25 protein-coding genes are annotated in these 24974 nt (G+C 66.5%); 12 read left to right on the plus strand and 13 right to left on the minus strand.

The genetic code is table 11. The features are described 5' to 3' along the window. The first annotated feature begins 20 nt into the window (after positions 1-20). Positions 21-1583 (plus strand): L,D-transpeptidase family protein, encoded by a 1563-nt coding sequence (locus ACQ450_RS12420; RefSeq protein WP_431469491.1) that lies wholly within the window; start codon positions 21-23, stop codon positions 1581-1583. A 38-nt stretch (positions 1584-1621) separates the two neighbouring features. Here ACQ450_RS12420 and ACQ450_RS12425 read toward each other — a convergent pair whose 3' ends face one another. The 3 genes from ACQ450_RS12425 to gyrB form a co-directional block, all read right to left on the minus strand. Then, the gene (locus ACQ450_RS12425; protein WP_431469492.1) at positions 1622-2038 is read right to left on the minus strand and encodes a septal ring lytic transglycosylase RlpA family protein; all 417 of its coding nucleotides are present in this window, start codon (positions 2036-2038) and stop codon (positions 1622-1624) included. A gap of 41 nt (positions 2039-2079) precedes the next feature. After that, entirely contained in the window at positions 2080-2514 is a 435-nt protein-coding gene (locus ACQ450_RS12430) for a septal ring lytic transglycosylase RlpA family protein (protein ID WP_431469493.1), read from the minus strand. Positions 2515-2778: 264 nt separating this feature from the next. Then, a complete protein-coding gene (gene gyrB / locus ACQ450_RS12435; protein ID WP_431469494.1) occupies positions 2779-5280 on the minus strand; it encodes a DNA topoisomerase (ATP-hydrolyzing) subunit B in 2502 nt (833 codons plus the stop codon). Positions 5281-5480: 200 nt separating this feature from the next. Here gyrB and ACQ450_RS12440 point away from each other — a divergent pair, with 200 nt between their 5' ends. Beyond that, positions 5481-6383: a hypothetical protein gene (locus tag ACQ450_RS12440; protein ID WP_431469495.1), complete on the plus strand. Its 903-nt coding sequence runs from the start codon at positions 5481-5483 to the stop codon at positions 6381-6383. Positions 6384-6456: 73 nt separating this feature from the next. On the opposite strand, the gene ACQ450_RS12445 is transcribed toward ACQ450_RS12440, so the two are convergent. The 5 genes from ACQ450_RS12445 to ACQ450_RS12465 form a co-directional block, all read right to left on the minus strand. Further along, a complete protein-coding gene (locus ACQ450_RS12445; RefSeq protein WP_431469496.1) occupies positions 6457-7248 on the minus strand; it encodes a hypothetical protein in 792 nt (263 codons plus the stop codon). Between the two features lie 58 nt (positions 7249-7306). Next, positions 7307-8068, minus strand: coding sequence for an EF-hand domain-containing protein (locus tag ACQ450_RS12450; protein WP_431469497.1), 762 nt, complete (start codon positions 8066-8068; stop codon positions 7307-7309). Positions 8069-8205: 137 nt separating this feature from the next. Then, complete coding sequence (locus ACQ450_RS12455; protein WP_188056530.1) at positions 8206-9813, minus strand: bifunctional GNAT family N-acetyltransferase/carbon-nitrogen hydrolase family protein; 1608 nt, start codon at positions 9811-9813, stop codon at positions 8206-8208. A gap of 285 nt (positions 9814-10098) precedes the next feature. Beyond that, on the minus strand, positions 10099-11169 hold the full coding sequence (recF, locus tag ACQ450_RS12460) for a DNA replication/repair protein RecF (RefSeq protein WP_431469498.1): 1071 nt from the start codon (positions 11167-11169) through the stop codon (positions 10099-10101). Positions 11170-11282: 113 nt separating this feature from the next. Further along, positions 11283-12035, minus strand: coding sequence for a Coq4 family protein (locus ACQ450_RS12465; RefSeq protein ID WP_431469499.1), 753 nt, complete (start codon positions 12033-12035; stop codon positions 11283-11285). 132 nt (positions 12036-12167) lie between these two features. Here ACQ450_RS12465 and ACQ450_RS12470 point away from each other — a divergent pair, with 132 nt between their 5' ends. The 3 genes from ACQ450_RS12470 to ACQ450_RS12480 all read left to right on the plus strand — a co-directional run bounded on the left by ACQ450_RS12470 (position 12168) and on the right by ACQ450_RS12480 (position 13465). Continuing rightward, entirely contained in the window at positions 12168-12527 is a 360-nt protein-coding gene (locus ACQ450_RS12470) for a hypothetical protein (protein ID WP_431469500.1), read from the plus strand. 82 nt (positions 12528-12609) lie between these two features. Next, entirely contained in the window at positions 12610-12822 is a 213-nt protein-coding gene (locus ACQ450_RS12475; RefSeq protein ID WP_188054013.1) for a helix-turn-helix transcriptional regulator, read from the plus strand. Beyond that, the gene (locus tag ACQ450_RS12480; RefSeq protein ID WP_431469501.1) at positions 12812-13465 is read left to right on the plus strand and encodes a hypothetical protein; all 654 of its coding nucleotides are present in this window, start codon (positions 12812-12814) and stop codon (positions 13463-13465) included. Before ACQ450_RS12475 ends, ACQ450_RS12480 begins: the two co-directional genes overlap by 11 nt. A gap of 45 nt (positions 13466-13510) precedes the next feature. On the opposite strand, the gene dnaN is transcribed toward ACQ450_RS12480, so the two are convergent. Together dnaN and ACQ450_RS12490 are read right to left on the minus strand one after the other, a co-directional pair. Continuing rightward, on the minus strand, positions 13511-14623 hold the full coding sequence (dnaN, locus tag ACQ450_RS12485; protein WP_188054015.1) for a DNA polymerase III subunit beta: 1113 nt from the start codon (positions 14621-14623) through the stop codon (positions 13511-13513). A 150-nt stretch (positions 14624-14773) separates the two neighbouring features. Continuing rightward, positions 14774-15433, minus strand: coding sequence for an outer membrane protein (locus ACQ450_RS12490; protein ID WP_431469502.1), 660 nt, complete (start codon positions 15431-15433; stop codon positions 14774-14776). 368 nt (positions 15434-15801) lie between these two features. Between ACQ450_RS12490 and ACQ450_RS12495 the strand changes: the two genes are divergently transcribed. The 4 genes from ACQ450_RS12495 to ACQ450_RS12510 all read left to right on the plus strand — a co-directional run bounded on the left by ACQ450_RS12495 (position 15802) and on the right by ACQ450_RS12510 (position 18627). Then, complete coding sequence (locus ACQ450_RS12495) at positions 15802-16455, plus strand: histidine phosphatase family protein (protein ID WP_431469503.1); 654 nt, start codon at positions 15802-15804, stop codon at positions 16453-16455. Continuing rightward, complete coding sequence (locus ACQ450_RS12500; RefSeq protein WP_431471223.1) at positions 16455-16934, plus strand: hypothetical protein; 480 nt, start codon at positions 16455-16457, stop codon at positions 16932-16934. The genes ACQ450_RS12495 and ACQ450_RS12500 overlap by 1 nt, the downstream gene beginning before the upstream one ends. A 60-nt stretch (positions 16935-16994) precedes the next feature. Further along, positions 16995-18203 carry a 23S rRNA (adenine(2503)-C(2))-methyltransferase RlmN gene (gene rlmN, locus ACQ450_RS12505; protein ID WP_431469504.1) on the plus strand — a complete coding sequence of 403 codons (1209 nt, stop codon included), beginning with the start codon at positions 16995-16997 and terminating at the stop codon, positions 18201-18203. A 124-nt stretch (positions 18204-18327) separates the two neighbouring features. Further along, entirely contained in the window at positions 18328-18627 is a 300-nt protein-coding gene (locus ACQ450_RS12510) for an HNH endonuclease (protein WP_431471224.1), read from the plus strand. A 119-nt stretch (positions 18628-18746) separates the two neighbouring features. On the opposite strand, the gene groL is transcribed toward ACQ450_RS12510, so the two are convergent. Continuing rightward, positions 18747-20396 (minus strand): chaperonin GroEL, encoded by a 1650-nt coding sequence (gene groL / locus ACQ450_RS12515; protein WP_431469505.1) that lies wholly within the window; start codon positions 20394-20396, stop codon positions 18747-18749. A 127-nt stretch (positions 20397-20523) separates the two neighbouring features. Further along, positions 20524-20814, minus strand: coding sequence for a co-chaperone GroES (gene groES / locus ACQ450_RS12520; protein WP_188054020.1), 291 nt, complete (start codon positions 20812-20814; stop codon positions 20524-20526). 204 nt (positions 20815-21018) lie between these two features. On the opposite strand from groES, the gene sppA reads away from it, so the two are divergent. Beyond that, a complete protein-coding gene (sppA, locus tag ACQ450_RS12525) occupies positions 21019-22914 on the plus strand; it encodes a signal peptide peptidase SppA (protein ID WP_431469506.1) in 1896 nt (631 codons plus the stop codon). Then, positions 22911-23474, plus strand: a complete 564-nt coding sequence (locus ACQ450_RS12530) for an N-acetyltransferase family protein (RefSeq protein ID WP_431469507.1) — start codon at positions 22911-22913, stop codon at positions 23472-23474. The genes sppA and ACQ450_RS12530 overlap by 4 nt, the downstream gene beginning before the upstream one ends. Positions 23475-23543: 69 nt before the next feature. On the opposite strand, the gene ACQ450_RS12535 is transcribed toward ACQ450_RS12530, so the two are convergent. Further along, positions 23544-24176, minus strand: a complete 633-nt coding sequence (locus ACQ450_RS12535) for a trimeric intracellular cation channel family protein (RefSeq protein ID WP_188054023.1) — start codon at positions 24174-24176, stop codon at positions 23544-23546. Between the two features lie 87 nt (positions 24177-24263). Here ACQ450_RS12535 and ACQ450_RS12540 point away from each other — a divergent pair, with 87 nt between their 5' ends. Beyond that, positions 24264-24965: a YoaK family protein gene (locus ACQ450_RS12540; protein ID WP_431469508.1), complete on the plus strand. Its 702-nt coding sequence runs from the start codon at positions 24264-24266 to the stop codon at positions 24963-24965. Positions 24966-24974: the final 9 nt, after the last annotated feature.

The raw sequence follows: 24974 nt of genomic DNA on the forward strand, positions 1-24974 counted from the left end.
GAAAAGGAGACCCGTTTTTCATGAGCTTAGCATCGCATCTTTCCCTGTCGTCGCTCCTGCTTGCTGCCGCTTCAGTCGCCGCGCCAGCCGCGACCATGGCGTCCGAGGCCGCTCCACCGGCGCACGAAGCGACGCAGGAGCGCGGAGTCGATGCATTTTATGCGGAACGAGGCGGCCAGCCCTTCTGGTTCGGCCCGCGCGGCGCAGGGCCGCATGCAGGGGTACTGCTGGAGCGCCTCTCCAATGCCGCGAGCGAGGGACTTGATCCGGCGGACTATGATCCGCAGCAGCTGGCGGAGGCGATCCGCGACGCCGAGGCGCAGCGCACCGATTGGCGTGCTGTGGAGCGGCGCCTGTCGCAGACGATGGTGCGGTATCTGAGCGATTTGCGCTACGGCCGGGTCGAGAACAAGATCGACTTCACCGAGCCCGGCATGGCTCCCGAGCCACCGGCCCCCGCGGACGTGCTGGCGTCGGCTGCATCGGCGAGCAGCTTCGAGCAATGGTTCGCGCAGCAGCATCGGCTGAACCCGGTCTATGACGGCCTGCGCGACGCGCTGGCGCAGGTGCGCAACGGCAACGGAGCAGACGCGCAGCCGCTGATCGGCGAGGGCGACTTGCTCCGCCAGGGCGACCGGAGCCCGCGCGTCGAGAGGTTGCGCGAGCGGCTCGGCCTTCCCGTGCCGCAGAGCGGCGCCAATCGCTACGATTCGCAAGTCGCCGCCGCCGTCGAGTCGTTTCAGCGGGAGCACGGGCTGAGCGCGGATGGCGTGCTCGGGCCGAACACGCGCGCGATGCTCAACCAGCCGCCGGGAGAGCAGGAGCGCACGCTGATCGCGAACATGGAGCGTGCCCGCTGGCTGCCGGATGCGCTCGGCGACCGCTATGTGATGGTCAACATCCCGGGATACACGGTGCGCATGTATGAAGGCGACCGGGCGGTGCAGGAAATGGCCGTGGTCGTCGGCACCGAATATGATCGCACGCCGCTGATGGCGGATCGCATGGAATATCTGGAGATCAATCCCTACTGGAACATCCCCAATTCGATCACCAGCGAAGAGATCGCGCCAGCGGTTCGGGCGAACGGCGTCGGCTATCTGCAAAGCCGCAACATGGAAGTGGTCCGCAGCTTCACCCCGAGTGCCGATGTGCTCAACCCGGGCGCCATGAATTGGGCGAGCGCCGCGGCGGGCGATCCCAATCTCCTCGTGCGCCAGCGGCCGGGGCCCGACAATGCGCTGGGCCGCATCAAGTTCATGTTCCCCAACCCGCATGCCATCTATCTGCATGATACGCCGGCGGACCAGCTGTTCGAGAATTCCAGCCGGTCGGAAAGCCATGGCTGTGTCCGGGTCGAGCGGCCGATCGATCTTGCGATGTGGGCGCTGACTCAGGACGGCTGGGATCGCGCGCGACTGCGCCAGGCGATCGATTCGGGCGACAATCAGCAGGTCCAGCTGCAACGGGAAATCCCGGTGTATCTGACCTACTTCACTGCATGGCCGCAGCCGGACGGGAGCATCAGCTATCGCCCGGACATCTATGACCGGGACTCTGCGCTGATCTCCGAGCTCGGCTGAGGCGGGGCGCCGGGGGGCTGGTACTCCCGCACCCGTCTTCAGCGGTCGACCAGAGCGAGCGTCACCGGAGCGATGCCGCGCCGGACGAGGCCAAGCTCGGCGGCCGCGGCATAGGAGAGGTCAATCACGCGCCCCGGACGGAAGGGGCCGCGGTCGTTGATCCGCACGGTCACGCTACGGCCTGTCGCAGGATCGGTGACGCGCACGATCGTTCCGAAGGGAAGCGTGCGGTGCGCTGCGGTCATTGCCCCGGGATCATAGCGTTCTCCGCTCGCCGTCGGGCGTCCGGCATATTCGTCGCCATAATAGCTGGCGACGCCATCGTTCAGGGCTGCAGGAGGCGCGGCGCCCATGCGCGGGCCGGGCACGGCCGAGCAGGCGGAGAGCGCCGCCGCGCCTGCAATCGCGAACAGCGCGCCTGCTGTCCGTGACGGTGAAGAATCACGTTGCCGCATTCCGCGGCGTTAGCACGACCCGGTTGCGGAAGCGTGAAGCATCAGCTCTGCGCGCTTTCGACGCCCGCTTCCTCGACTAGCCTGAGTTCGACGTGACCGACGCCGCGCCGGATCAGGCCGAGCTCCTCTGCGGCTGCACGGGAGAGATCGACCACACGGCCGGCAAGATGCGGGCCACGGTCGTTGATCCGCACTACGACACTTCGACCATTGGCGGGATCGGTGACGCGGACGCGGGCGCCGAAGGGCAGCGTGCGATGCGCCGCGGTCAGCTCGCGCGGGTCATAACGTTCGCCATTTGCGGTCCGCCCGCCGGCGAAGCGATCAGCGTAGTAGCTCGCCCGGCCGGCATCGACCGGCGGCGCCTCGCTGGTTGTCGCGACGGAGGACCCGGCTTCGTCGCGTGCTGCGGCAGGAGCGGCAAGCGCGATGCACGCGGTGAGCACCAGCAATCGCCCGAAACGAACCGTCGCCATGAAAGCCCCGTCTTCTGCCTCGGCGAGGCGGTGCCTCATTATGCCGAGCGGCGCAATCCGCGGGCGTTTCGAGCTGCGCCCGGCGGTGGCGAAGCGGCGACGGATCGCTTGCGCCGTGCCGCAGACGTGTTGAGCGGCGCCGTCTGCGGCACGGCGAGCCGAGCGAGATCGCGAGATCGGGCGGAGCGCGGCTGCGCCCGACGCTGCCGAGTCGCGCGCCGATGCCGCGCCCGTTCTAGGCCGACGGGCGGCAGAGGCACTCACTCAGACGTCCAGATTGGCGACGCTCAGCGCATTCTCCTGGATGAACTCGCGCCGCGGTTCGACCACGTCGCCCATCAGCCGAGTGAAAATCTCGTCGGCGACATCGGCCTGGTCGACCGCCACTCGAAGCATCGAGCGGTTCTGCGGATCGAGCGTGGTCTCCCACAGCTGCTCGGCATTCATCTCGCCGAGACCCTTGTAGCGCTGGATCGCCAGCCCCTTGCGGCCCGCCGCCAGGATCGCGTCGAGCAACTCGCTGGGTCGCGCCACCAGCGTCTCGCCCTTGGAGGCAGTGACGGGCGCCTCTTCGTCGGGCGTCTCGGTGTCGATCGTGCCTTCGGGCGCCTCATCGTTCTGCGCGGCGTTCTTCGCCGGCACCAGCTTGGCGGTGCCCAAATAGCTCTCCGCCTGCTCCTGCGCGAGGCCGTGGAGCTTGCGCCCCTCTGCCGAAGCCAGGAACGCTGCCTCGATGATGTGATGATCGGTCACGCCGCGCCACGAGCGCTCGAAGTGCAGGGCGCCGTCTTCGGTGATGCGCGCCGACCAGCGGGCATCCGCGTCGGTGCGGTCGAGATGGCTCGCGACCGAATCGAGCCGTGCCGCGCGCTGCTCGCGCGTCGCGGCCGGATCGAGCACGCCACCGAGCGCGAGCACCTCGACGATCGCCGAGTCATAGCGTCGTGGAACATAGCGCATCAGCGTGCGCATCCGTCGGGCATGCTCGACCAGTGCGCGCAGGTCCTCGCCCGAGCGCGTGCCCTGGGGTGTTTCGAGCACCGTGGCGCCGACGCCGCCTTCGACCAGATACTGATCGAGCGCAGTATCGTCCTTCAGATAGACTTCGCTGCGGCCCTTGGTCGCTTTGTAGAGCGGCGGCTGGGCAATGTAGAGGTGCCCCGCCTCGATGATCTCGGGCATCTGGCGATAGAAGAAGGTCAGCAGCAGCGTGCGGATGTGCGCGCCGTCGACATCGGCGTCGGTCATGATGACGATCTTGTGGTAGCGCAGCTTTTCCAGCTTGAAGTCGTCGCGGCCGATGCCGGTGCCCATCGCCTGGATCAGCGTGCCGATCTCCTTCGAGCTCAGCATCCGGTCGAACCGCGCGCGCTCAACGTTCAGGATCTTGCCGCGCAACGGCAGAATCGCCTGGAAGTGGCGGTCGCGGCCCTGCTTGGCCGATCCGCCCGCCGAATCACCTTCGACCAGGAACAGCTCGGATTTGGCGGGATCGCGCTCCTGGCAATCGGCCAGCTTGCCGGGCAGGCTGGCGATGTCCATCACGCCCTTGCGCCGCGTGAGCTCGCGCGCCTTCTTGGCGGCCTCGCGCGCGGCGGCGGCGTCGATCACCTTCTGGATGATCTGCCGCGCCTCGGCGGGATGCTCCTCGAGCCATTCGGACATCTTTTCCGACATCAGGCTTTCGAGCGGCTGGCGCACTTCGGACGAGACGAGCTTGTCCTTGGTCTGGCTGCTGAACTTGGGATCGGGCAGCTTGACCGAGACGATCGCGGTCAGTCCTTCGCGCATGTCATCGCCGGTGAGGCTCACCTTCTCCTTCTTGAGGAGGCCCGACTTGTCGGCATAGCCATTGAGCGTGCGAGTCAGCGCTGCGCGGAACGCCGCCAGATGCGTGCCGCCATCGCGCTGCGGGATGTTGTTGGTGAAGCAGAGGACGTTCTCGTAATAGCTGTCGTTCCACTCCAGCGCGACGTCGATACCGATATCGTCCTTCAGCCCGACCACCGCGATCGGCTCGGGGATCAGTGCGGACTTGTTACGGTCGAGCCATTTCACGAACGCCGCGATGCCGCCTTCGTAGAACAGCTCGACTTCCTTGACGTCCTCGTGGCGCCGGTCGCGCACGACGATCCGGACGCCCGAGTTGAGGAAGGCGAGCTCGCGATAGCGATGCTCGAGCTTGTCGAAATCGAACTCGGTGATCTTGAAGGTGGCGGGCGAGGGCAGGAAGGTCACGCGCGTGCCCTTGCGGCCCTCGGCGGGGCCGGTAACCGCCAGCGGCGCTTCGGCATCGCCGTGGCGGAAGCGCATGAAATGCTCCTGCCCGTCGCGCCAGATCGTCAGATCGAGCCATTCGCTGAGTGCGTTCACCACGCTGACGCCCACGCCGTGCAAGCCGCCCGAGACCTTATAGGCATTGCCTTCGGACGTGTTCTCGAACTTTCCGCCGGCGTGCAGCTGCGTCATGATGACTTCCGCCGCCGAAACGCCCTCGCCCTTGTGGATGCCGGTGGGAATGCCGCGGCCGTTGTCTTCCACCGACACCGAGCCATCGGCGTTCAGCTCGATCAGCACACGATCGCAATGGCCGGCCAGCGCCTCGTCGATTGCATTGTCGGAAACCTCGAACACCATGTGGTGGAGGCCGGAGCCGTCATCGGTGTCGCCGATGTACATGCCGGGGCGCTTGCGCACCGCATCGAGGCCCTTGAGCACCTTGATGGATTCGGCGCCATATTCGTTCGGTTCGGGAGGAGTTGCCATGCCGAGGATATAGGGATTCGCGGCCCGGAGGGGAAGCGAAATGCCCCCGCCGCACCTGCCTGGACCGAGACAAGGAAAGGGGAGGCGGCGAAGTATTCGCTAACATTAAGTTGCGCAAAACAAGAGGTTCATCCACCTGTAATTTTGCAGCCGCTACGCAAATGGGGCCATTTCGGCTGTGAAATGAAAGGGGACAGACGATGATGATCAGAACAACACTCGCAGCAATGCTGCTCGTCGGCACAGCGACGCCTGCGCTGGCGCAGAATGTCGGCGCCGACCCGAACTATGGCGAGCGTTCGCTGTCTTCCGGCTTCACGCCCGATCCTTATACGGTGCGGATGACGTCGGGCGGATCGGTCTCCGCCAGCAATGCCGCTGGCGGCTGCTCGGGCTATATCACCGATGCTCCGGACCTGCGGCTCCGCTTCGACGCCGGGAGCCTGCCGCTGATCATCTCGACTCAGTCGCAGGACGACGTGACGCTGGTGGTCAACGCGCCCGACGGCCGATGGTATTGCGACGACGACAGCGGCCACGGTCTCAATGCGCTTGTCCGCTTCAATTCGCCGCGCTCGGGCCGCTACGAGATCTGGGTCGGCTCTTACGATGAGGATGTACGGTCCTCGACCACGCTGCAAATCTCGGAGCTCGAGAGCGACGGCAGGCGGCAGGATGCGCGGAGCGGCGACCGGCCCGATGTCGGCGCCGACCCGAACTATCGCGAAATCTCGCTGGAGAGCGGCTTCCTGCCGGACCCCTACACGCTTTCGCTTCGAGCGGGGGGCAGTCTCTCTGCGGACGTCATTTCCGGGTGCCGGGGGTACGTCACGCAGGCGCCCGACGTGCGGCTGCGGTATACGAACGACGACATGGGCGACATGCCGCTGATCGTTTCCGTCGATTCGTCGTCGGACACCACGCTGATGGTGAATGCACCCGACGGGAATTGGTATTGCGACGACGATGGTGGGGAAGGCAGCAACCCCAGCGTGCGGTTCGACAGTCCGTTGGAGGGGCGTTACGAGATCTGGGTCGGCACCTATAGCTCGGGTTCGACACAGCAGGCGACGCTCCACATTTCGGAACTCGAGAGTCAGTGACGGTTCGGCTCCGGATGGCGCGTGCCATCCGGAGCCTCTCACCTGCCGCGATGCCGCCTGCGGCTGGCCCCCATCAGGGGCCGCTGGCGTTGCCGATCCTTGCGTCGCCGCCGCCTACATTCTGTTCCCTCGCCGAGTCCTCGGGGCCGAACGCCACGCTCTCTTCCTCCGGGGCATCGGGCGTCAGGCTGACGATGCCATCGGCGATCAGCCGCGCCGTATCGCCCGAAGCAGGGCCGAATTCGCCCCAGACGAACACGCGCTCGCCGGCCTCGATCCTCTGATAGCCTTCCTCGTCGAGCGGGTCGTAGCTCATTCGCGAGGTATCGACCGTGAAGCGGGCGTTGTCGGTGCCCATCACGAAAGCGCGACCGTCGATCTCGCGCACGCGGCCAGTGAAATTCACGTTCGTGGCGCCCGCGGCGGTCCCGAGCCTGCTGAGGCCGAAATCCTCCTCGTCGGCGCCCGCGGCGAAGAAAGTGGTGTTGAGATCCTCGACGAACACGCTGCGCGCTTCGATGCTGCGGCTGGTGAGGAAGCTGCCGTCGACCAGTCCGGTCACGATAACGCGGTCGCCGGGATTGATGAGAGTCGCTTCACCAAAACTGTCCCAGTCGTCGACTTCGACAGTGATCTCCCCGCTGCCGTAATCCAGCAGCAATTGCGAGGGAGTCGTCGAGATGACGGTTCCGTCGAGCGTCACGCGATCGCGCGGAAAGCTCGTGGCGAGCTCGCTCGCGTCGGGCCCGGTGGGCGTGGGCTCGGGCGCGACCACTTCGTCAAGGATTGGCTCGGGCTCGGTTTCGCCGCAGGCACCCAGGGAAAGGGCGAACATCGCGGCGGCGGCAGGCAGAATTCTCGGCATCGATCTCCTCCTCGCGAACGAAACCGGGGAACGGCAGTGCCGTTCCCCGATGCATGTGTCAGTTCACGGTGTAGAGGCGGTCGACGACCTGGGGATTCTCGATCACGCGCGCCTGCGCGTCCTGGAGAAATTCCTCGCCCCGTGTGCTCAGCAACAGCGAGCTGCCTTCGCGGAACAGAAGAATGTCATCGAGCGGAACGCCGACGTTGTCGCGCTCCATATCCGTGGGCTGATAGATCGGCCGACCCTCGAGGTCGATCATCGCATAATAGCGATTCGCATCTTCAGTGCGGACGATCCGGGAAATCTTGCCGACCTCTTCCCGATTCATGTTGTAGACCGAGCGGCCTTCAAACGCGTCGGTATCGACCGGAGTGACGGTGAGATAATAGGTGACCGTCACATATTCGGGGCTCCAGTCCCAATATTCGTCGGCAGCCGTCCCCTGGGTGGCGGCGTTCCCCGTCGCATTTGACATGGCGACCACATAGGCGCCGGTTCCGACGTTCGCGAACTCGGTCAGTGAAATGCTGCCGTTGTTGTCTCGATCGAGCGTCTGGAAGCTCAGATCGATCACCGAATCGCGTTCGGCGTCCATGTCGCCGCGATAGTTGCGCACCCAGCGCGAATCGACGGTGTTCATCCGCAGAGCGCGGAATTCGGCGCGCGAAAGCCGGTCATTGTTGTTCCGGTCGGCTACGTTGAACCACACGGCCCGGTCTTCGATGCTGGCGCCCTGCGGGGAGTCCATATTTTGGGCGGCGGCGGGTGCGGCGGCGAGCATGGTCGCGCTCGCGGCGGCAAGCAGATGCTTCTTCATGCGAGGCTCCTTTCGGTGTTGGTTGCAGTTGGGGGCGCGCGCTCGGGCGCGGCCGCTCCGTTCATCGAATCAATGGATGAGCCGCCGCGTCCGTTCCGGTTTTTCCGGAAATTGCCGCCGCCGGCGGGGGAAGGCCATCAGCCGCCGCCGGGTCCCTTGTGCTCGACGGTGGGCCCGCGTGGCTGCTGCTGCCCGCCGCGGGGGGATTGCGTCCAGTCGATGCGATACAGATCGAACCGCCGGTCGGTGAGGTTGCGCACGGTGCCTTCGGCGCGTGCCCAGGTGAGGTCGGCAAGGTTCACGTCGGCAATCGTCAGTGTTTCGATATTCTCGCTGGCCTCTGCCGCGATTCCGTCGCGTGCGAAGGGAAAGTCGCACGGTGTGAGGATGCAGCTCTGGGCGTATTGGATGTCCATGTTCTCGACGCCGGGCAGATTGCCGACATTGCCCGACATGACGACGAAACACTGATTCTCGATCGCCCGCGCCTGTGCGCAATAGCGCACGCGCATATAGCCCTGGCGATTGTCGGTGCAGAAGGGGACGAAGATGATCCGCGCCCCTTCGTCGACCAGTCGGCGGGCGAGCTCGGGGAACTCGCTGTCGTAGCAGATGAGCACGCCGATCGGTCCGATGTCGGTCTGAATCACTTCGACTGCGTCGCCGCCCTTGATCTTCCACCAATAGGCTTCGTTGGGTGTCGGGTGGATCTTCTCCTGCGCATGGATCGATCCGTCGCGCAGGCAGACATAGGCGACGTTCTGGATGTCGCCGTCGTCGGTGCGGGTGGGATGCGATCCGCCGACGATGTTGATGTTGTAGCTCAGCGCCAGCCGGCTGAGCGCCGCGACCAGCGGCTTACGATGATCGGTCAGCTTGTCGATCGCCTCCATCGGCGTCAGCCCCTTGCGCTCGAACGAGAGCAGGCTGAGCGAGAACAGCTCAGGAAAGACGATGAAGTCACACTGATAGCTCGATGCGACATCGACGAAATACTCGACGTTGCGGACGAACTCGTCGAAATCCTCCACCGGCCGGGCCTGAAGCTGGCACGTCGCCAGGCGCACGCTTTCGATGTCGCGCGGCACCCGATGCTGCGGCGGCTCGTCCGGATCGACATAGGGATTGCGCCACACCATGTGCGCGGCATGGGTGCCCGATGCCTTGTCCTCGGGCAGATAATCGTGAAGCACGCCGATCGGCGTGAAGCCGTTGGCGAGCTGGAAGCCGATCACCGGATCGCGCAGCTTTCCGTCGACCACCTGCTGCAGATAATCGTCCGGGCTCTCGACCTTGCGGATCGAGCGCCGATAGTTCGGCATGCGCCCGCCGAAGACGATTCCCTTCAGCTCCAGCCGCTCGACCAGCGCGCGGCGCGCCTCGTACAGCCGCTTGCCGATGCGCAGGCCGCGCTGGCGCGAATCGACTGCCATCTCATAGCCGTAGAGCCAGTCGCCGGTCGGATCGTGCCGGCTGCCGAAGCCGTTGCCGGTGATCGATTCCCAGTCGTGCGGCGCCAGCGCCACTTCCTCGTCGATCCGGCTCGCGGCGCAATAGCCCACGACGCGGCCGTTATAGAGCGCGACGAACTGGCCCTCGGGAAAGTTGTTGATTTGCCCCCGGACCATGCCGGGCGTGTAGTTCTCGATTCCCGTATAGACCCGGCCGATCAGCGACAGGATCCCGGGGATGTCTTCAGTCGTGGCGCTGCGGACTTCCAGTTTGGCGGGCGTTCTGCGGCTCATCATTGCTCCCGGTTTGGTGTGCCCCATGAACGCGCTCTGCCGGAACCGGTTCAGCCGCGAAACCATCTTGTGGCTGCTCCAGGGGTACCGCGCAGCTCCTGATCCGGCTTGGCAACACCGAATGGCGCAACGCGTCCGCTGCCGGGGCGATACTCGCGCCGCTGCGGGATGCAATCGCGCGCCAGTGCCTGGCGCCGGGCGACTACGCCGCGCTGATGGGTGAGCTGACGCTCGCCGCCCGAGGGGCAGACGCGCGACAGGACCGGAGGAAACCGGCCGCGTGCCTCATTTTGCCCGGATCACTCCGTCGGCGACTTCGAACCGGGTCACACGATCGGGCACTGCATCGAACAGTGCCGCTTCGGTACCGGTCATCCACACCTGGCCGCGGCCGGCCAGTCGCTCGAACAGAGCGGTGCGGCGTAGCGGATCGAGATGCGCCGCCACTTCGTCGAGCAGCAGGGTCGGGGCGCGGCCGGTGCGGTCGGCCACCAGCTCGGCATGGGCGAGCACGAGCCCCAGCAGCAGCGCCTTTTGTTCGCCGGTCGAGCACAGCTGCGCCGGCTGCGCCTTGGCGCAGTGAGTGACGAGCAGGTCCGCCCGGTGGGGCCCGGCAAGCGTCCGGCCGGCCGCGGCATCGCGCTGGCGCCCTTCGGCGAGCGTCCGCGCGAGCGACGCGGCATCGCCTTCCCAGCCGTCGAGTTCCAGTGCCGCCCGTGCGAACGGGCCTTCCGGCGCGGCGGCAAGCCGATCGCCCAATGCGGCGACCGTGTCGCGTCGCGCCTGATCCACCGCCGTGCCATGCTCGGCCATGCGCGCTTCGAGCGCGCTGAGCCAGCTTCGGTCGGGTGCCGCGTCCTCTGCGAGGATGCGGTTGCGCTCGCGCATGGCGGCTTCGTAGCGCGACGTCTGGCGCGCGTGGCCGGGCACCAGCGCCAGAGTGAGCCGGTCGAGGAACCGCCGCCGCTCGCCCGCGGCCTCGACGAACAGCCGGTCCATCGCGGGCGTGAGCCAAAGCACCGTCAGTCGCTCGGCGAGCGCGGTGGCGGGTGCGGAGGCGCCGTTGATCCGGACGAGTCGGCGCTCGGGCGCGGACGGCTGGGTTCCGGTGCCGATCTCCGTGTCGCCGTCGACCACCCCCGCCACGCCGAAACCGCCGCTGCCGCCCTGCCGCGCCATCTCGCTCAGCGCCGCCCGGCGGAGCCCCCGGCCGGGCGCTAGCAGCGACAGCGCCTCCAGCACATTGGTCTTGCCGGCACCATTGTCTCCGGTCAGCAGGACGAAACCGGGTCCGGGCGCGAGCACGGCATCGGCATGATTGCGGAAATCGCTGAGCACCAGGCGAGTGAGGGCCATGGCTTCCCCTAGGGCACGGACTTGCCCGGGTACAACGGCTGCGCGCCGGCGCCTGCCGATCCGCGGCGCCCGCCAACCGGTGCGTGGCGCTTCGAATGCGCCGCGGCCGCCGATCAGAGTGCGGAGATGCCGGCTTCCGCCAAACGTGCCTGGGCCGCCCGATAGCGGACTGGCTCCGCGATGTTCAGCCGCTCCCGCGCCGCCTCGAGCGGCTCGTGCAGCAACGCCTCATAATCCTCGCCGTGCAGCCATGCCGCGCGCCTGCCGTGGCGATAGCCCTCGCGGATCGCTCGGACGACTGTGGCGTCGCCGGTGACGCGAAGGCTCTTGAGTCCGCCGCCGGCGGCGATAAACGCCCAGCCGAGCCCGCCTGTCTGGGCATAGCTGAAGGCGACCAGGCACAGCTCGCCGAGATGCTCGTCGGCCTTGTAGCCGGTCAGCACGTGCCAGATGTCGTGGATGTCGCGCTCGCGGCGGCCCATCCAGGCATAGGGATGCTCGATATCGCCGTCCTGAAACGCGCCCTCGGCGCGGCTGACTTCGGCGAGACCCTGCGCGGTATAGCCGGTTGCGTTCAGAAAGGCGCGATAGGCGGCGCCGACGCTTCCCGCGGGCAGCGAGTCGATGAAGCCGCGATCCGAGAGGAGTTCGGCCAGCTCCAGCCGGCGATAGGCGAGGCGCCCGCCGTGCGGCAGCGTCAGCAGCTTGCGATAGTTCTTCTGAGTGACGTCGCCGTTCAGCGCGCGCATGATGCGGAACACCTGCGTCGTGTCGTCGCCATTCGCGAGCAGGCGGCGCAGTGCTCCCAGCGCAGTGCCCCACTCACGCTTCATCGGGATGCCGGGATTGATCGGCTGAGTCGCCATGCTTCGCCTCGCTGTATTGACAATGATGTTAATAGGCGACTTCGGCGGAAGCTTCAATAACGCAGGCAGATTTCTGGACAGGCCTTACCGTTCGGACTAGCGGCCGCATTCACGAGAGGAGCCGTCCAAAACATGGGTTCATCGCTTTTCTGGAGGGCTGTCTTCGCTGCCGCGCTTTGCTTTGCGGTGGTCATGGCGAGCCTTCCCCATCCTCCCGCGCTGCCTGGTGAACCGCAGGACAAGCTCCAGCACATCGCGGCATTTGCGGTGTTGACGTTGCTCGCCACGCTGGGCTGGCCCCGGCAACGCGCGTGGCGGATCGCGCTCGCCCTGTCGCTGGTCGGTGTCGCCATCGAGCTCATCCAGATGATCCCGGCGCTGCATCGCGACGCCGAGTTCGCCGACTGGGCGGCCGACACCGCCGCGATCCTCGTCACGCTGCTGCTGATGCAAGGATGGCGGCGCATAAGCGCCGGTGTCCAGAGCTCTTGACAAAGACTGCGAATCAGTCAAGAACGCTTGTCATTAAGACCAGAGCTCTTGACGTGGTCGTTGAGATACGGAGCGCCCAGCCGTGAAGAACCGTTTGCGGATCCTGCGTGCCGAACGCGGGATGAGCCAGGGCGTCCTGGCGCAGCGGCTCGGCGTGTCCCGCCAGACGATCAACGCGGTCGAGACCGACAAATATGACCCCAGCCTGCCGCTCGCTCTGCGGATGGCAAAGCTGTTCGGAGTGCCTGTCGATGCGATCTTCCTCGATGACTGGGAGCCACCCCATGACGCCTGACGCCTCCTCCCGGCCCGGCCGCCGCCTGCTCAAGAATTTCGCTCTCGGGCTGCCTGCGGGCGCGTTGATCGGATTCCTGCTGGCCCGGTTCGACCTCATCGAGTGGATCGAGAGCTGGAGGGTCGAGAATGTGGCGGCGCTGGTGCTCGCCGCGATGCTGGCGTTCACTGCGCTGGTCATCGCCTGGGCGACAACCAGCGAGAAGCGGATGCGGCGGCTCGCCGGGCCTCGCGATCCGGCCGAGCCGCTCGACGCTGGCGTGATCTCGTCGGCGCGCAGCCAGGCCGGGCTGCTGCTGGTGGCCGCGGCGACGCTGGTGATACCGCCTGTCGCGGCGGAACTGGGTTGGGCGATCAGTCTGCGGCAGGCCGCGATGGCGGCGATCGTTCTGCTTACGCTGTTCTGCGCCTGGCAGAGCTGGCGAGTCTATCGGCTCGGCGATGAGCTCATGCGGGCGGCGATCGTCAGCTCCGCCGCCGTGGCCTATTTCGTAGGATCGACGTTTGTCTTTGTCTGGGCAAGCGCGGTGAAGCTGGGACTGCTGCCGGAAATCGGCAGCTGGACGATCGTGCTGGTGCTCACCTGCGTGTCGCTGGTCTGCTCGACGGTCGTGCAGCTTCGCCGAGGATTGGTGCCCGACTGACTCTGGAAGGGGTGCGCCCGGCGAGCGCTTGCCGGGCGCTCCGCCTCAAACCCGCATCGGCATCAGCACGTACAGCGCGGGCGACTTGTCGTTCTCGCGGATCAGAGTGGGCGCCGAGGCGTCGGCGAGATGGACCTCTACCGTATCCCCTTCGATCTGGCCGAGAATGTCCATCAGATAGCGGCTGTTGAAGCCGATCTCGAACGGCGATGCGGCATAGTCGCCGGGGACTTCCTCGGCGGCGGCGCCATTTTCCGGGCTGGTAACCGAAAGCACGACCTTGTCGCGCTCAAGCGCCATCTTCACGGCGCGGGTTTTCTCGGTGGCGATCGTCGAGACGCGATCGACGCCTGCCATCAGCGCCTTGGGATCGAGCTTGAGCAGCTTGTCGTTCCCCGTGGGGATGACGCGGCTGTAATCGGGGAAGGTGCCGTCGATCAGCTTGGACGTGAGGATCGCCTGGCCGAGATCGAACCGGATCTTCGATCCCGAAAGCGAGACGCCCACCGACCCGTCGACATCCTCGAGCAGCTTGCGCAGTTCGGCCACGCATTTGCGCGGCACGATCACGTCGGGCATCGCTTCGGCGCCGTCGGGGCGGGCGACGGTGACGCGCGCCAGCCGGTGTCCGTCGGTCGCGGCCGCGCGCAGCAGCGGAGTCGCGTCGTCGGAGACGTGGAAGAAGATGCCGTTCAGATAGTAGCGGGTCTCTTCGGTCGAGATGGCGAAGCGCGTCTTGTCGATGATCTGCTTCAGGATCTCGGCCGATAGTTCGAAGGTCGTCGGCAGTTCGCCCTCGGCGATCACGGGAAAATCGTCGCGCGGCAGTGTCGCCAGGCTGAACTTGGCGCGGCCGGCGGTCACGTGGATGCGCCCTTCGGCGGCGGAAAGCTCGACCTGCGCGCCCTCCGGCAGCTTGCGGACGATATCGAACAGCGTGTGCGCCGAGACGGTGATCGCGCCGGGCTGATCGACCGCGGCAGGAATGGTTTCATCGATCTGCAAATCGAGGTCGGTCGCCATCAGCCGCATCGCGCCCGAGGCCTGCGCCTCGATCAGCACGTTGGACAAAATGGGTATCGTGTTGCGCCGCTCGACCACCGACTGGACGTGGGAGAGCCCCCTCAAGAGCGTTGCACGTTCGATCGTCGCCTTCATTTCACAACCCCCGGGCCGCCGCCCTCAAACCCCCACCAAGCACCTTCGTTCGCGGCCGGTGGCAATGCGCCGTTCAGCATCTCTAGCGCGAAAAAGGGCCGGAGCAAGCGCTCCGGCCCTTCCTGCTCCGCAAAATTGCGGAAACGTGCCTCAGAAGCGGAAGCCGACGCCCGCAACGACCTGGTGCCGGTCCGTATCGACTTCGAACGCGCTCGTGGTCGAGCCGTCGAAGAACTCGAAATCGGCTTCGGTGTAGTTCGAGTAGCGATACTCGAGCTTCGCGAAGGTATTGGTGCCGAAGGTCCGCTCCACACCCGCGCCGACGCGCCAGCCGTCCAGCTCGAAATTCTCGTCGAGCTCGGTCGTGCCGTCGGTGGCGAGCACGTTCAGTCGTGCATTCGTATAGCCGCCCTTGGCGTAGAGCAGCGTGCCCGGGGCGACGATGCCGCCGATGCGGACGCCGGCATAGATGTCGCGGTCGGTCGCTACTTCGCCGTAGCCGAAGTAGCTGGGGTCGGTGCTGTCCATCTCGACCTTACCGGTCGAATCGGTCAGCTCGACCTCGGCACCGGCAACGACGCCGCCGAGGTTGAAGTCGTAGCCGGCCTCGAGGCCATAGAGGAAGCCGTCGACGGTCTGATCGTCGCCGTCGAGATCCGAATCCTCGGTGCTGCCGGGGCGGATGCCGTCATAGCCGCCGAGCACGCTGATCCGCGGACCGGTGAAAGTCGGATCATAGGACTGGGCCGCGGCGGGAGCGGCAAGCGCCGTGGTGCTGACGAGCGCGGCGGCGAGAATTGCGTTACGCATGTACGGTACTCCAAAGAAAACGCGTTACGGTACTGGCTCGCGAAATTTGCGAGCGGGGCGATGAATCGTTTGCGAGCGGCGGATGTTGCATGAACGCCAGATAAACGATGGAATCCGTTGCTTTCGTGCAACACATGCGCGCCCGATGATCGGCTCCTCAGCGAGCCGTTGCGGCCTCTCCGGCGGCAGTCGTGCCGCGCCGCGCGGTGAGAAGGTGCATGCGCATTTTCGTACTCCCTGTGGACTGTCATTGCGGACCTGAACGGCCGCTGCTGTGCTACTCGCCTGAGGCACCTGTTTGTTTCCTGAACGAAACGAGGCAGAAAAAAGGCGTTGCTATCGGCAGCGAGCCTGGAGACTAGAGGGGCATGACTGATGCCGCTGCTCGCAAAGGCCGTGACTTCATCGCCCGCCACGGCGAAACCGTGTTCAATGCCGCGCGCCGGATGCAGGGGGACCACGTCCATACGCCGCTCACCCGTGCGGGATTCGAGCAGGCGAACGCGATGGGGGCCGCGCTGCGCAACCTGCTGGGCGTGCGGCCCGCGATCACGCTCTGGGCTTCGCCGGCTGGCAGGGCGCTGCAGACACTCGCAGTGATCGCAGAGCATCTCGAGCTCGACTGGCACGGGGCGCGTACCGACTCGCGACTCGTGGAGATCGGCATGGGCGCGTGGAGCGGTCGCTATTATGCCGATCTGGCGCAGGAGAGCGGCAGCGTGCTCGATCCCGAGCACAATCTCTACGTCCGCCAGCCGCCGGGGGGCGAATGGTATGATGCGATCGCGGCGCGAGTCGGCGCCTGGGCCGCGGATACGGCGGATGATCCGGGCGACCGGCTGGTCATCATGCACGGCATGTCGAGCCGTGTGCTGCGGGGAGTGCTCACCGGAGCGGATGTGTTGCCGCGTTTCGCTGCGCCGGTCGCGCCCGATCTGCCGCAGGGCTCGATCGTGCGAATCGAGGCTGGCGTGGAAACCGTGGCCCACCTCGGCGGCGGGCGAGGCGGCGCGCCAGCGTGATGCTGTCTCTGCTGCTGGGGGGCGCGATTGCGCTCCAGGCTGTCCCGCAAGGGCGTGAAGCGCTGGGCGTGTTCGAGAGCTGGGGCGCATTTCGTGATCCCTCGCCGCTGCGCTGTTTTGCGATTGCCGAGCCGGTGCGCAGCCGCGCGCGCGATCCCCGTCCCTTCGCCAGCATCGCCAACTGGCCGGGCGAGGGCGTCCGAAACCAGCTCCACATCCGTCTCAGCCGACAGCGCCATCCGCGCGCGCAAGTGACGCTTACGGTTGGCGAGCGGCGATTCGAACTCGTCTCGGGCGAGCGGGACGCCTGGGCGCCGGACCGGCGGACCGACGCAGCGATCGTCTCCGCGATGCGCGGGGCGCGCAGCATGAGCGTCGAATCGACCGGGATGAACGGCCGCCCGTTCGTCGACGTCTATGCGCTGCAGGGCGCCGCCACTGCGATCGATGCGGCGGCTCTGGGGTGCGTGGGCCGCTGACTTCCCGCAGCCGCTGGTCGGGGAGTGGAATTTCGCCCCGGAACCGCTTATATGCCGCCGATGCAGACAGCGCAGCCGCTTTCGATCCCCATCCCGGGGCACATTGATCCCGTGCCCGTTCCGCGTGCGCCCGCTGCCCGCGCGGATGGTCGAGTCGATCTGATCGGTCTTTCGAAGGATGGTCTTCGCGAAGCGCTGAGCGCCGCCGGCATGGAGCCGAAGCAGGCGAAGCTGCGCGCGAAGCAGCTCTGGCACTGGATCTACAATCGCGGCGCCACCGAATTCGCGGCGATGACCGATATTGCCAAGGCGCAGCACCCCTGGCTGGCCGAACGGTTCGTGATCGGCCGTCCCGAGGTGATCGAGGCGCAGGTCTCGACCGACGGAACGCGCAAGTGGCTGCTGCGCTCGCCCGATGGCCAGGATTACGAGATGGTGTTTATCCCCGATGCGGACCGGGGAACGCTGTGCGTGTCGAGCCAGGTGGGCTGCACGCTCAATTGCCGTTTCTGCCACACCGGAACGATGCGGCTGGTGCGGAATCTCACTGCCGGCGAGATCGTGGGTCAGGTGATGCTGGCGCGCGATTCGCTGGGCGAATGGCCGAGCCAGCCCGAGGGGCGGATGCTGACCAACATCGTCATGATGGGGATGGGCGAGCCGCTCTATAACTTCGACAACGTCCGCGACGCGCTCAAGCTGGTGATGGATGGCGACGGACTGGCGCTCTCCAAGCGCCGGATCACGCTGTCGACCAGCGGCGTCGTGCCGATGATGGCACGCTGCGGCGAGGAAATCGGAGTCAACCTAGCCGTGTCGCTGCATGCCGTGACCAAGGAAGTGCGTGACGAGATCGTCCCCCTCAATCGCAAATACGGCATCGAAGAACTGTTGCAGGCCTGCGCCGACTATCCGGGCGCGAACAATGCGCGGCGGATCACCTTCGAATATGTCATGCTGAAGGACAAGAACGACAGCGACGCCGACGCGCGCGAGCTCGTTCGGCTGATCCGCAAGTACAAGCTGCCCGCCAAGGTGAACCTCATCCCGTTCAATCCCTGGCCCGGCGCACCCTATGACACTTCGACTCCCGAGCGGATCCGCTCCTTCTCAAACATCGTGTTCGAAGCGGGCATTTCCGCTCCGGTGCGGACGCCGCGCGGCCGGGACATCGACGCCGCCTGCGGCCAGCTGAAGACCGCGGCGGAGAAGAAGTCGCGCGCCGAGCTCGACCGGCTGGCGGAAGAAAAGCAGGTGGCGCTCGGATAGGGGCGGCGATCGTTCCGCCTCCTCTCACGCCGCAGCAGAAGGAGGCAATCGCGTGCGCGGACGTGTGAAACGCAAGGCGGCGCTTGCTGCGCTCGACGTCGCGGCGCGGCCCGCGGAGCCGCAAATGTGCACGCTGTGCGACCGGCCACTCGGAGCCCGTGTCGAGTGGCACCATGCGGTTCCGAAGAGCGAGGGCGGCCGCGAGACCGTTCCGCTTCATCCGATCTGCCACAGCACCGTCCATGCCGCCCTCACCAATTCCGAGCTGGCCGCGCTGTGCAGCGACGGCGCGCTCGACGCGGTGCGAGGTCATCCCGAGGTGGCGCGCTTCCTGCGCTGGGTGGCGGACAAGCCGCGCGACTTCCATGCACCGACCCGTCGAAGCCGGACACGCGACGATGGCTGGGCGCGGCGGAAGCGATAGCGCGGGCTCGATTCGGTGGCAGCTTCGCACGTGCGCACACGCCCAGAGCCGAAGTCGCCAACAAAAAGGGCCGGAGGCTTGCGCCCCCGGCCCCTCGTTCGCGTGATGCGCAGCGGGACTTAGAAGTCCATGCCGCCCATGCCGCCCATGCCACCGGGCATGCCGCCGGCGCCGCCGCCGTTCTTGTCCTCGGGCAGCTCGGCGACCGTGGCTTCGGTCGTGATGAGCAGGCCTGCGACCGAGGCCGCGTTCTGCAGCGCAGTGCGGACGACCTTGGTCGGGTCGATCACGCCGGCCGCCACCAGGTTCTCGTAGGTGTCGGTCGAGGCGTTGAAGCCGAACGAGGTGTCGTTCTGGTCGAGCAGCTTGCCCGAAACGACCGCGCCGTCATGGCCCGCGTTCGACGCGATCTGACGCACCAGCGCGGTCAGCGAGCGGCGAACGATGTCGATGCCGCGGGTCTGGTCCTCGTTGCCGCCGGTGACGCCGTCGAGCGCCTTGGTGGCGTAGAGCAGCGCCGTGCCGCCGCCGGGGACGATGCCCTCTTCAACGGCTGCGCGCGTGGCGTGCAGCGCGTCGTCGACGCGGTCCTTGCGCTCCTTCACCTCGACTTCGGTCGCGCCGCCGACCTTGATCACGGCAACGCCGCCGGCGAGCTTGGCGAGACGCTCCTGGAGCTTCTCGCGGTCGTAATCGCTGGTGGTCGCTTCGATCTGCTGGCGGATCTGCTCGGTGCGCGCCTTGATCGAATCGGCATCACCCGCGCCATCGACGATGGTGGTGTTGTCCTTGTCGATCGTGACGGTCTTCGCCGTGCCGAGCATGTTCAGCGTGACGTTCTCGAGCTTGATGCCCAGATCCTCGCTGACGACTTCGCCCTTGGTGAGGACGGCGATGTCCTCGAGCATCGCCTTGCGGCGATCGCCGAAGCCCGGTGCCTTGACCGCTGCGACCTTCAGGCCGCCGCGCAGCTTGTTGACGACCAGCGTGGCGAGCGCCTCGCCCTCGATGTCCTCGGCGATGATCAGCAGCGGACGACCCGACTGCACGACCGCTTCGAGCACCGGCAGCAGCGACTGGAGGTTGCTGAGCTTCTTCTCGTGGATGAGGATGTACGGGTCGTTGAGCTCGACCTGCATCTTCTCGGGATTGGTGACGAAATAGGGGCTGAGATAGCCGCGATCGAACTGCATGCCCTCGACGACGTCGAGCTCGAAATCGAGACCCTTCGCCTCTTCGACGGTGATCACGCCTTCCTTGCCGACCTTTTCCATCGCTTCGGCGATCTTCTCGCCGACTTCCTTGTCGCCGTTCGCCGAGATGGTGCCGACCTGCGCGACTTCGCTGGTGCCCGAAACGGGCTTCGAGCGGGCCTGGATGTCCTCGACCACCTTGGTGGTGGCGAGATCGATGCCGCGCTTGAGGTCCATCGGGTTCATGCCGGCCGCGACCGACTTCATGCCTTCCCGGACGATCGCCTGCGCCAGAACGGTCGCGGTGGTCGTGCCGTCGCCGGCGACGTCGTTGGTCTTCGAGGCCACTTCGCGCACCATCTGCGCGCCCATGTTCTCGAATTTGTCCTTGAGCTCGATTTCCTTGGCGACGGTGACGCCGTCCTTGGTGATGCGCGGCGCGCCGAAGCTCTTTTCGATCACGACGTTGCGGCCCTTCGGGCCCAGCGTGACCTTCACGGCATCGGCGAGAATGTCGACGCCCTTGAGGATGCGCTCGCGCGCGTCGCGCGAGAATTTAACGTCCTTGGCTGCCATGTGCAGTTCCTTCCTGTTCGTCGCCCCTGCGCGGGCAGGGGCCTATCTCTGGTCAATCTGCGATGCGCCGGATCGGCTCACGCGACAGACATGGGTCCCTGCCTCCGCAGGGACGACGGCGGCGAAATCAGCCCTCGACGATGCCGAGGATGTCGCTTTCCTTCATGATCAGCAGGTCTTCGCCGTTCACCTTCACTTCGGTGCCCGACCACTTGCCGAACAGGATGCGATCGCCGGCCTTCACGTCGAGCGGCGTGACCTTGCCGTCGTCGGCCTTGGCACCCGCACCGGCGGCGACGACTTCGCCTTCCTGCGGCTTTTCCTTGGCGGTGTCGGGAATGATGATGCCGCCGGCAGTCTTCTCTTCGGCTTCGACGCGGCGAACGAGCACGCGATCGTGCAGCGGACGAAAGTTCATGCGCCTGATCCCTCTTGTTACGGTTGTGAGTCTTAGCACTCAGCTGACCCGAGTGCTAACGCTCGGGATATGCGTGCGACCCCTGCGACCGTCAAGGGGGCGAAAGGGGCGAAATCATCTGTATTGTGCGGCTAATACGGGCGTTTACTCGCCCTCGCGCGTGCAGTAGGCAGCGGGGCAGCATTTCGCAGAGGAATCGGCACCGTGAAGCTCGTTAAAGGCGCCTGGAAGATATTGGTGGCGATCAAGGACGGGCTCGTCCTGATCTTCATGCTCCTGTTCTTCTCCACGCTGTTCGCGCTGCTTTCGGCCCGGCCGAATGTGGCGGCGATCCACGATGGGGCACTGGTGATGGCACTGGACGGCGCCCTCGTCGAGCAGCCCGAGGCGCCCGATCCGCTGGCGGGACTCGGCGGGCCTGGAGAGATTCTGAAACAGCATCGGGTGCGCGACGTGGTGCGGGCACTGGACGCGGCGCAGGACGACGGACGCGTGAAGGCGGTCGTCCTCGATCTCGATCGCTTCACCGGCGGCTATCCGGCCGCCGTCGAGGAAGTCTCCGACGCGGTTGCGCGGCTGCGCGCCAGCGGCAAGCCGGTGCTCGCCTATGCCACTGCTTACACCGATGACGCGTATCTGGTGGCAGCGAGCGCGAGCGAGGTCTGGGTCCACCCGATGGGGGGAACGCTGTTCGCGGGCCCGGGCGGATCGACGCTTTATTACAAGGGGCTGCTCGACTGGCTGGGCGTGAACATGCACGTCTATCGCGTCGGCACTTACAAGTCGGCAGTCGAACCCTATACGCGCACCGAGATGTCGCCGGCGGCGCGTGAGGCGAACGAAGCGCTTTACGGCGGCATCCTGTCCCAGTGGCGCGATTCCGTGAGCAGGGCGCGACCGAAAGCGCGAATCGCCGAATTCCTCGCCCGGCCGGCCGAGGTGGTCACCGGCGCGCGAGGCGATGTCTCGCAAGCGAACCTCGATTACGGGCTGGTCGACAAGACGGGTGATCGGCTGGCGTTCGGGCGTCGGGTCGCCGAGCTGGTCGGGGCGCCGGCGGATGCTGCCGCGGGAAATTTCCATGCGATCGCAATGCGCGACTGGCTGGAGGCCAACCCGGTCGACGAGGCGGGTGACGCGATCGGAATCATCACCGTTGCCGGCGAGATCATCGATGGCGAGGCGGGGCCGGGCACGGCGGGCGGCGACACGGTTTCCAGGCTGCTGCTCAAGGGCCTGGCCGAGCACCGCCTGCGCGCGTTGGTGGTCCGGATCGACTCGCCCGGCGGGTCGGCGCTCGCTTCCGAGCAGATTCGCCAGGCCGTGCTCCACGCCAAGGCGCAGGGACTGCCGGTGGTCGTTTCGATGGGCTCGGTCGCCGCGAGCGGCGGCTATTGGATCGCGACGGCAGGCGACGTGATCTTTGCCGAGCCGAACACGATCACGGGCTCGATCGGCATTTTCGGCCTGTTGCCCACGTTCGAGAACACGCTCGAGAAGATCGGCGTCACCACCAGCAGCGTGCGCACCACACCGCTTGCGGGTCAGCCCGACTTGCTCGCCGGCACCAATGAAGCGACCGACACGATCCTCCAGTCAGTGATCGAAAATGGCTATCGCCGCTTCATCGGACTGGTCGCCGAGGCGCGCAACATGCCGATCGAGCGAGTCGATGCGATCGCTCAGGGCCGGGTCTGGCTGGGCGGCACCGCGCGACAGCTCGGTCTTGTCGACCGGTTCGGCGATCTCGACGCCGCGATCGAGGAAGCCGCGCGCCGCGCCGAAATCGAGCCCGAGGATGCATATCCCGTCTATCTCGAGGAGCCGCCAAGCGAATGGCTGCAATTCCTGGCAAGTCTCACGCGGGAGGAGGATCAGGACGAGTGGATTGATTCTCCCAGCGGCGCCGACCTCGCGGCGCGCATCGCCGCCGATCGCCGCACGGTGCTGACGCAGGCACTTGCCGACGCCGAGCGGGTCGGCCGCGGTGCGGCGATGCAGGCGCGCTGCATCGAATGTGCGGCACTGGGGCCGATGGCCTCTGGCCGGGAAACCGAGCCGAGCCTGGTGCGGATGCTGTTCGCGCGTTTGCTGCGATGATCGACATTCGCGCCGCGGCAGCGGGAGATTCGGCCGCGATCGCGGCGATCTACGCGCCGCACGTGATCGCAGGGACCGTCTCGTTCGAAACCGACCCGCCGGACGCGCGCGCGATGCGCAAGCGGATCGAAGCAAGCGGCGGCCTCTATCCCTGGCTGGTCATGACAGATGGGGAAGCGGGCGACCAGCCGGTGGTCGGCTATGCCTATGCCACTCGGTTCCGCGACCGCCCCGCCTATCGCCATGTCGTCGAGACGTCGATCTATGTCGCGGGCCCGGCGCAGCGGCGCGGTGCGGGTCGGCTGCTGTACGAGGCGCTGATCGACACGCTGCGCGCCCAGGGCTTCACGCAAGCAATCGGTGCGATCGCGCTGCCGAACGATGCCTCGATCCGCGTACACGAGGCAGTCGGATTTCGACGCGCCGGCGTGCTGCGCGAAGTCGGCTACAAGCACGGCCAGTGGATCGACGTCGGCTTCTGGCAATGCGAGCTCAACGCACCGGCGATTCCGCCTGCCGAGCCCCGCCCCTTCAGCGAAGTGGGACTGGCGCGCCTATAGCGGATCGCGCGCCGGAATCTGACAATCGCTTGGGGCAAGGAGGCCGAGTTGGAGGCGTGATTCCCCGGCTCAGCGCTTCCCCCGGTAGGACGGCAGCGCCAGCTTCCACTGGATCGCCGCCGCGCGCAGCGAGAAACCAGCAGCTGCGGCGATCAGGCCCGCGGCGAACGGGCGCAGATCGGTGAACGACAGCGCGACATAGGTCGCCGAAGCAAGCGCCGCGGCGGTAACGTAGAGTTCCGGCCGCATCAGAATCGACGGTTCTCCAGCCATCATGTCGCGAATGATACCCCCCGCGCAGGCCGTTACCACGCCCATCACCATCGCCGGCACCGGCGGGATGCCGAAGCCGAGCGACTTCGCCGCGCCGAAAACGGCATAGGCGGCAAGACCCATCGCATCGAGCCAGTCGAACCCCTTGCCATGCCAAAGGCGCTCGGGCGTGATCCAGATGACTAGTGCCGCGCCGAGGCAGATCGCGGCGACGGTTCGATCATGGACCCAGAAGACCGGGGCTCCGATCAGCAAATCGCGGATCGTGCCGCCGCCCACACCCGTCACGAGCGCGAAAAAGGCGGCAGTGACGAAGGTTTGCCCGCGCATCGCCGCCGCCAGCGCGCCGGTCGCCGCGAACACGGCGATGCCGAAAAGATCGAGCCAGGGAAGGATCGGGCCGATATGGCCTGGGACGGGATATTCCATGGCCGATCGCCATAGAGCGCGCGGCGGGCGCGGGAAAGCGGTGGCTCGGGGGTGGAACCCGCACGCGCGCTGGTCCATTAGGCGCGCATGCAACGGACCGACCCGCAATTCGTCGCGCTGGCCATCGCCCTGGCTGCGCTCGCCGGCTTCGTCGATGCACTTGCCTATACGACGCTCGGCGGCTTTTTCGCATCGTTCATGAGCGGCAACTCGACCCGGCTCGGGGTGGGCCTCGGCAGTGGCGTGACGACCGATGCAGTCACCGCCGGGGCGCTGATCCTTTCCTTTGTCGCGGGCGTGATCGTGGCGAGCGTGCTCGTACGCGCCTTTGCCCGCCACGCTATGTCGGCGGTGATGGCCGCCGTCACGCTGCTGTTGCTACTCGCCGCGCTGCTCGCGCTGGTGATGCCGGGGCCGCTGGTGCTGCTGCTGCTGGCCGCGGCGATGGGCGCGGAGAACGGCGTCTTCAATCGCGAGGGCGAAGTCTCGCTCGGGCTGACCTACATGACCGGAACGCTGGTGCGCATGGGGCAGAAGCTCGCGATGGCGCTGATGGGAGACAAGGATCGCTGGGGCTGGATCCCCTGGCTGCTGCTCTGGACCGGCTTCACGTCGGGCGTGGTGGCCGGGGCGGTGCTGCACGACGATTATGCCTGGCACGCGCTGTGGTTTGCCGTGGGAGCGGCCGCGCTGCTGACGGTAATCGTCTATGGCATCACTCGGCCGGCCAAGGCGGCGCGCGAGGCGTTTCACGAGACCGGACCGGACGGGAGCAGCGACGTGGCATGACGCCGGGGC

Source organism: Sphingosinithalassobacter sp. LHW66-3, from assembly GCF_050703275.1.
Lineage (GTDB): Bacteria > Pseudomonadota > Alphaproteobacteria > Sphingomonadales > Sphingomonadaceae > Sphingomonas.

What these genes read in the sequence shown, in the direction of transcription:
- ACQ450_RS12470 (WP_431469500.1), top strand. Translation starts at nt 12,168, where the DNA reads ATGGGTTCATCGCTTTTCTGGAGGGCTGTCTTCGCTGCCGCGCTTTGC.
- ACQ450_RS12540 (WP_431469508.1), top strand. Translation starts at nt 24,264, where the DNA reads ATGCAACGGACCGACCCGCAATTCGTCGCGCTGGCCATCGCCCTGGCT.
- groL (WP_431469505.1), bottom strand. Translation starts at nt 20,396, where the DNA reads ATGGCAGCCAAGGACGTTAAATTCTCGCGCGACGCGCGCGAGCGCATC.
- ACQ450_RS12430 (WP_431469493.1), bottom strand. Translation starts at nt 2,514, where the DNA reads ATGGCGACGGTTCGTTTCGGGCGATTGCTGGTGCTCACCGCGTGCATC.
- ACQ450_RS12445 (WP_431469496.1), bottom strand. Translation starts at nt 7,248, where the DNA reads ATGCCGAGAATTCTGCCTGCCGCCGCCGCGATGTTCGCCCTTTCCCTG.
- ACQ450_RS12425 (WP_431469492.1), bottom strand. Translation starts at nt 2,038, where the DNA reads ATGCGGCAACGTGATTCTTCACCGTCACGGACAGCAGGCGCGCTGTTC.
- ACQ450_RS12500 (WP_431471223.1), top strand. Translation starts at nt 16,455, where the DNA reads ATGCTGTCTCTGCTGCTGGGGGGCGCGATTGCGCTCCAGGCTGTCCCG.
- rlmN (WP_431469504.1), top strand. Translation starts at nt 16,995, where the DNA reads ATGCAGACAGCGCAGCCGCTTTCGATCCCCATCCCGGGGCACATTGAT.
- ACQ450_RS12455 (WP_188056530.1), bottom strand. Translation starts at nt 9,813, where the DNA reads ATGAGCCGCAGAACGCCCGCCAAACTGGAAGTCCGCAGCGCCACGACT.
- ACQ450_RS12440 (WP_431469495.1), top strand. Translation starts at nt 5,481, where the DNA reads ATGATGATCAGAACAACACTCGCAGCAATGCTGCTCGTCGGCACAGCG.
- ACQ450_RS12420 (WP_431469491.1), top strand. Translation starts at nt 21, where the DNA reads ATGAGCTTAGCATCGCATCTTTCCCTGTCGTCGCTCCTGCTTGCTGCC.
- ACQ450_RS12490 (WP_431469502.1), bottom strand. Translation starts at nt 15,433, where the DNA reads ATGCGTAACGCAATTCTCGCCGCCGCGCTCGTCAGCACCACGGCGCTT.
- ACQ450_RS12535 (WP_188054023.1), bottom strand. Translation starts at nt 24,176, where the DNA reads ATGGAATATCCCGTCCCAGGCCATATCGGCCCGATCCTTCCCTGGCTC.
- gyrB (WP_431469494.1), bottom strand. Translation starts at nt 5,280, where the DNA reads ATGGCAACTCCTCCCGAACCGAACGAATATGGCGCCGAATCCATCAAG.
- ACQ450_RS12465 (WP_431469499.1), bottom strand. Translation starts at nt 12,035, where the DNA reads ATGGCGACTCAGCCGATCAATCCCGGCATCCCGATGAAGCGTGAGTGG.
- ACQ450_RS12495 (WP_431469503.1), top strand. Translation starts at nt 15,802, where the DNA reads ATGACTGATGCCGCTGCTCGCAAAGGCCGTGACTTCATCGCCCGCCAC.
- dnaN (WP_188054015.1), bottom strand. Translation starts at nt 14,623, where the DNA reads ATGAAGGCGACGATCGAACGTGCAACGCTCTTGAGGGGGCTCTCCCAC.
- ACQ450_RS12510 (WP_431471224.1), top strand. Translation starts at nt 18,328, where the DNA reads ATGTGCACGCTGTGCGACCGGCCACTCGGAGCCCGTGTCGAGTGGCAC.
- recF (WP_431469498.1), bottom strand. Translation starts at nt 11,169, where the DNA reads ATGGCCCTCACTCGCCTGGTGCTCAGCGATTTCCGCAATCATGCCGAT.
- ACQ450_RS12450 (WP_431469497.1), bottom strand. Translation starts at nt 8,068, where the DNA reads ATGAAGAAGCATCTGCTTGCCGCCGCGAGCGCGACCATGCTCGCCGCC.
- groES (WP_188054020.1), bottom strand. Translation starts at nt 20,814, where the DNA reads ATGAACTTTCGTCCGCTGCACGATCGCGTGCTCGTTCGCCGCGTCGAA.
- ACQ450_RS12530 (WP_431469507.1), top strand. Translation starts at nt 22,911, where the DNA reads ATGATCGACATTCGCGCCGCGGCAGCGGGAGATTCGGCCGCGATCGCG.
- ACQ450_RS12480 (WP_431469501.1), top strand. Translation starts at nt 12,812, where the DNA reads ATGACGCCTGACGCCTCCTCCCGGCCCGGCCGCCGCCTGCTCAAGAAT.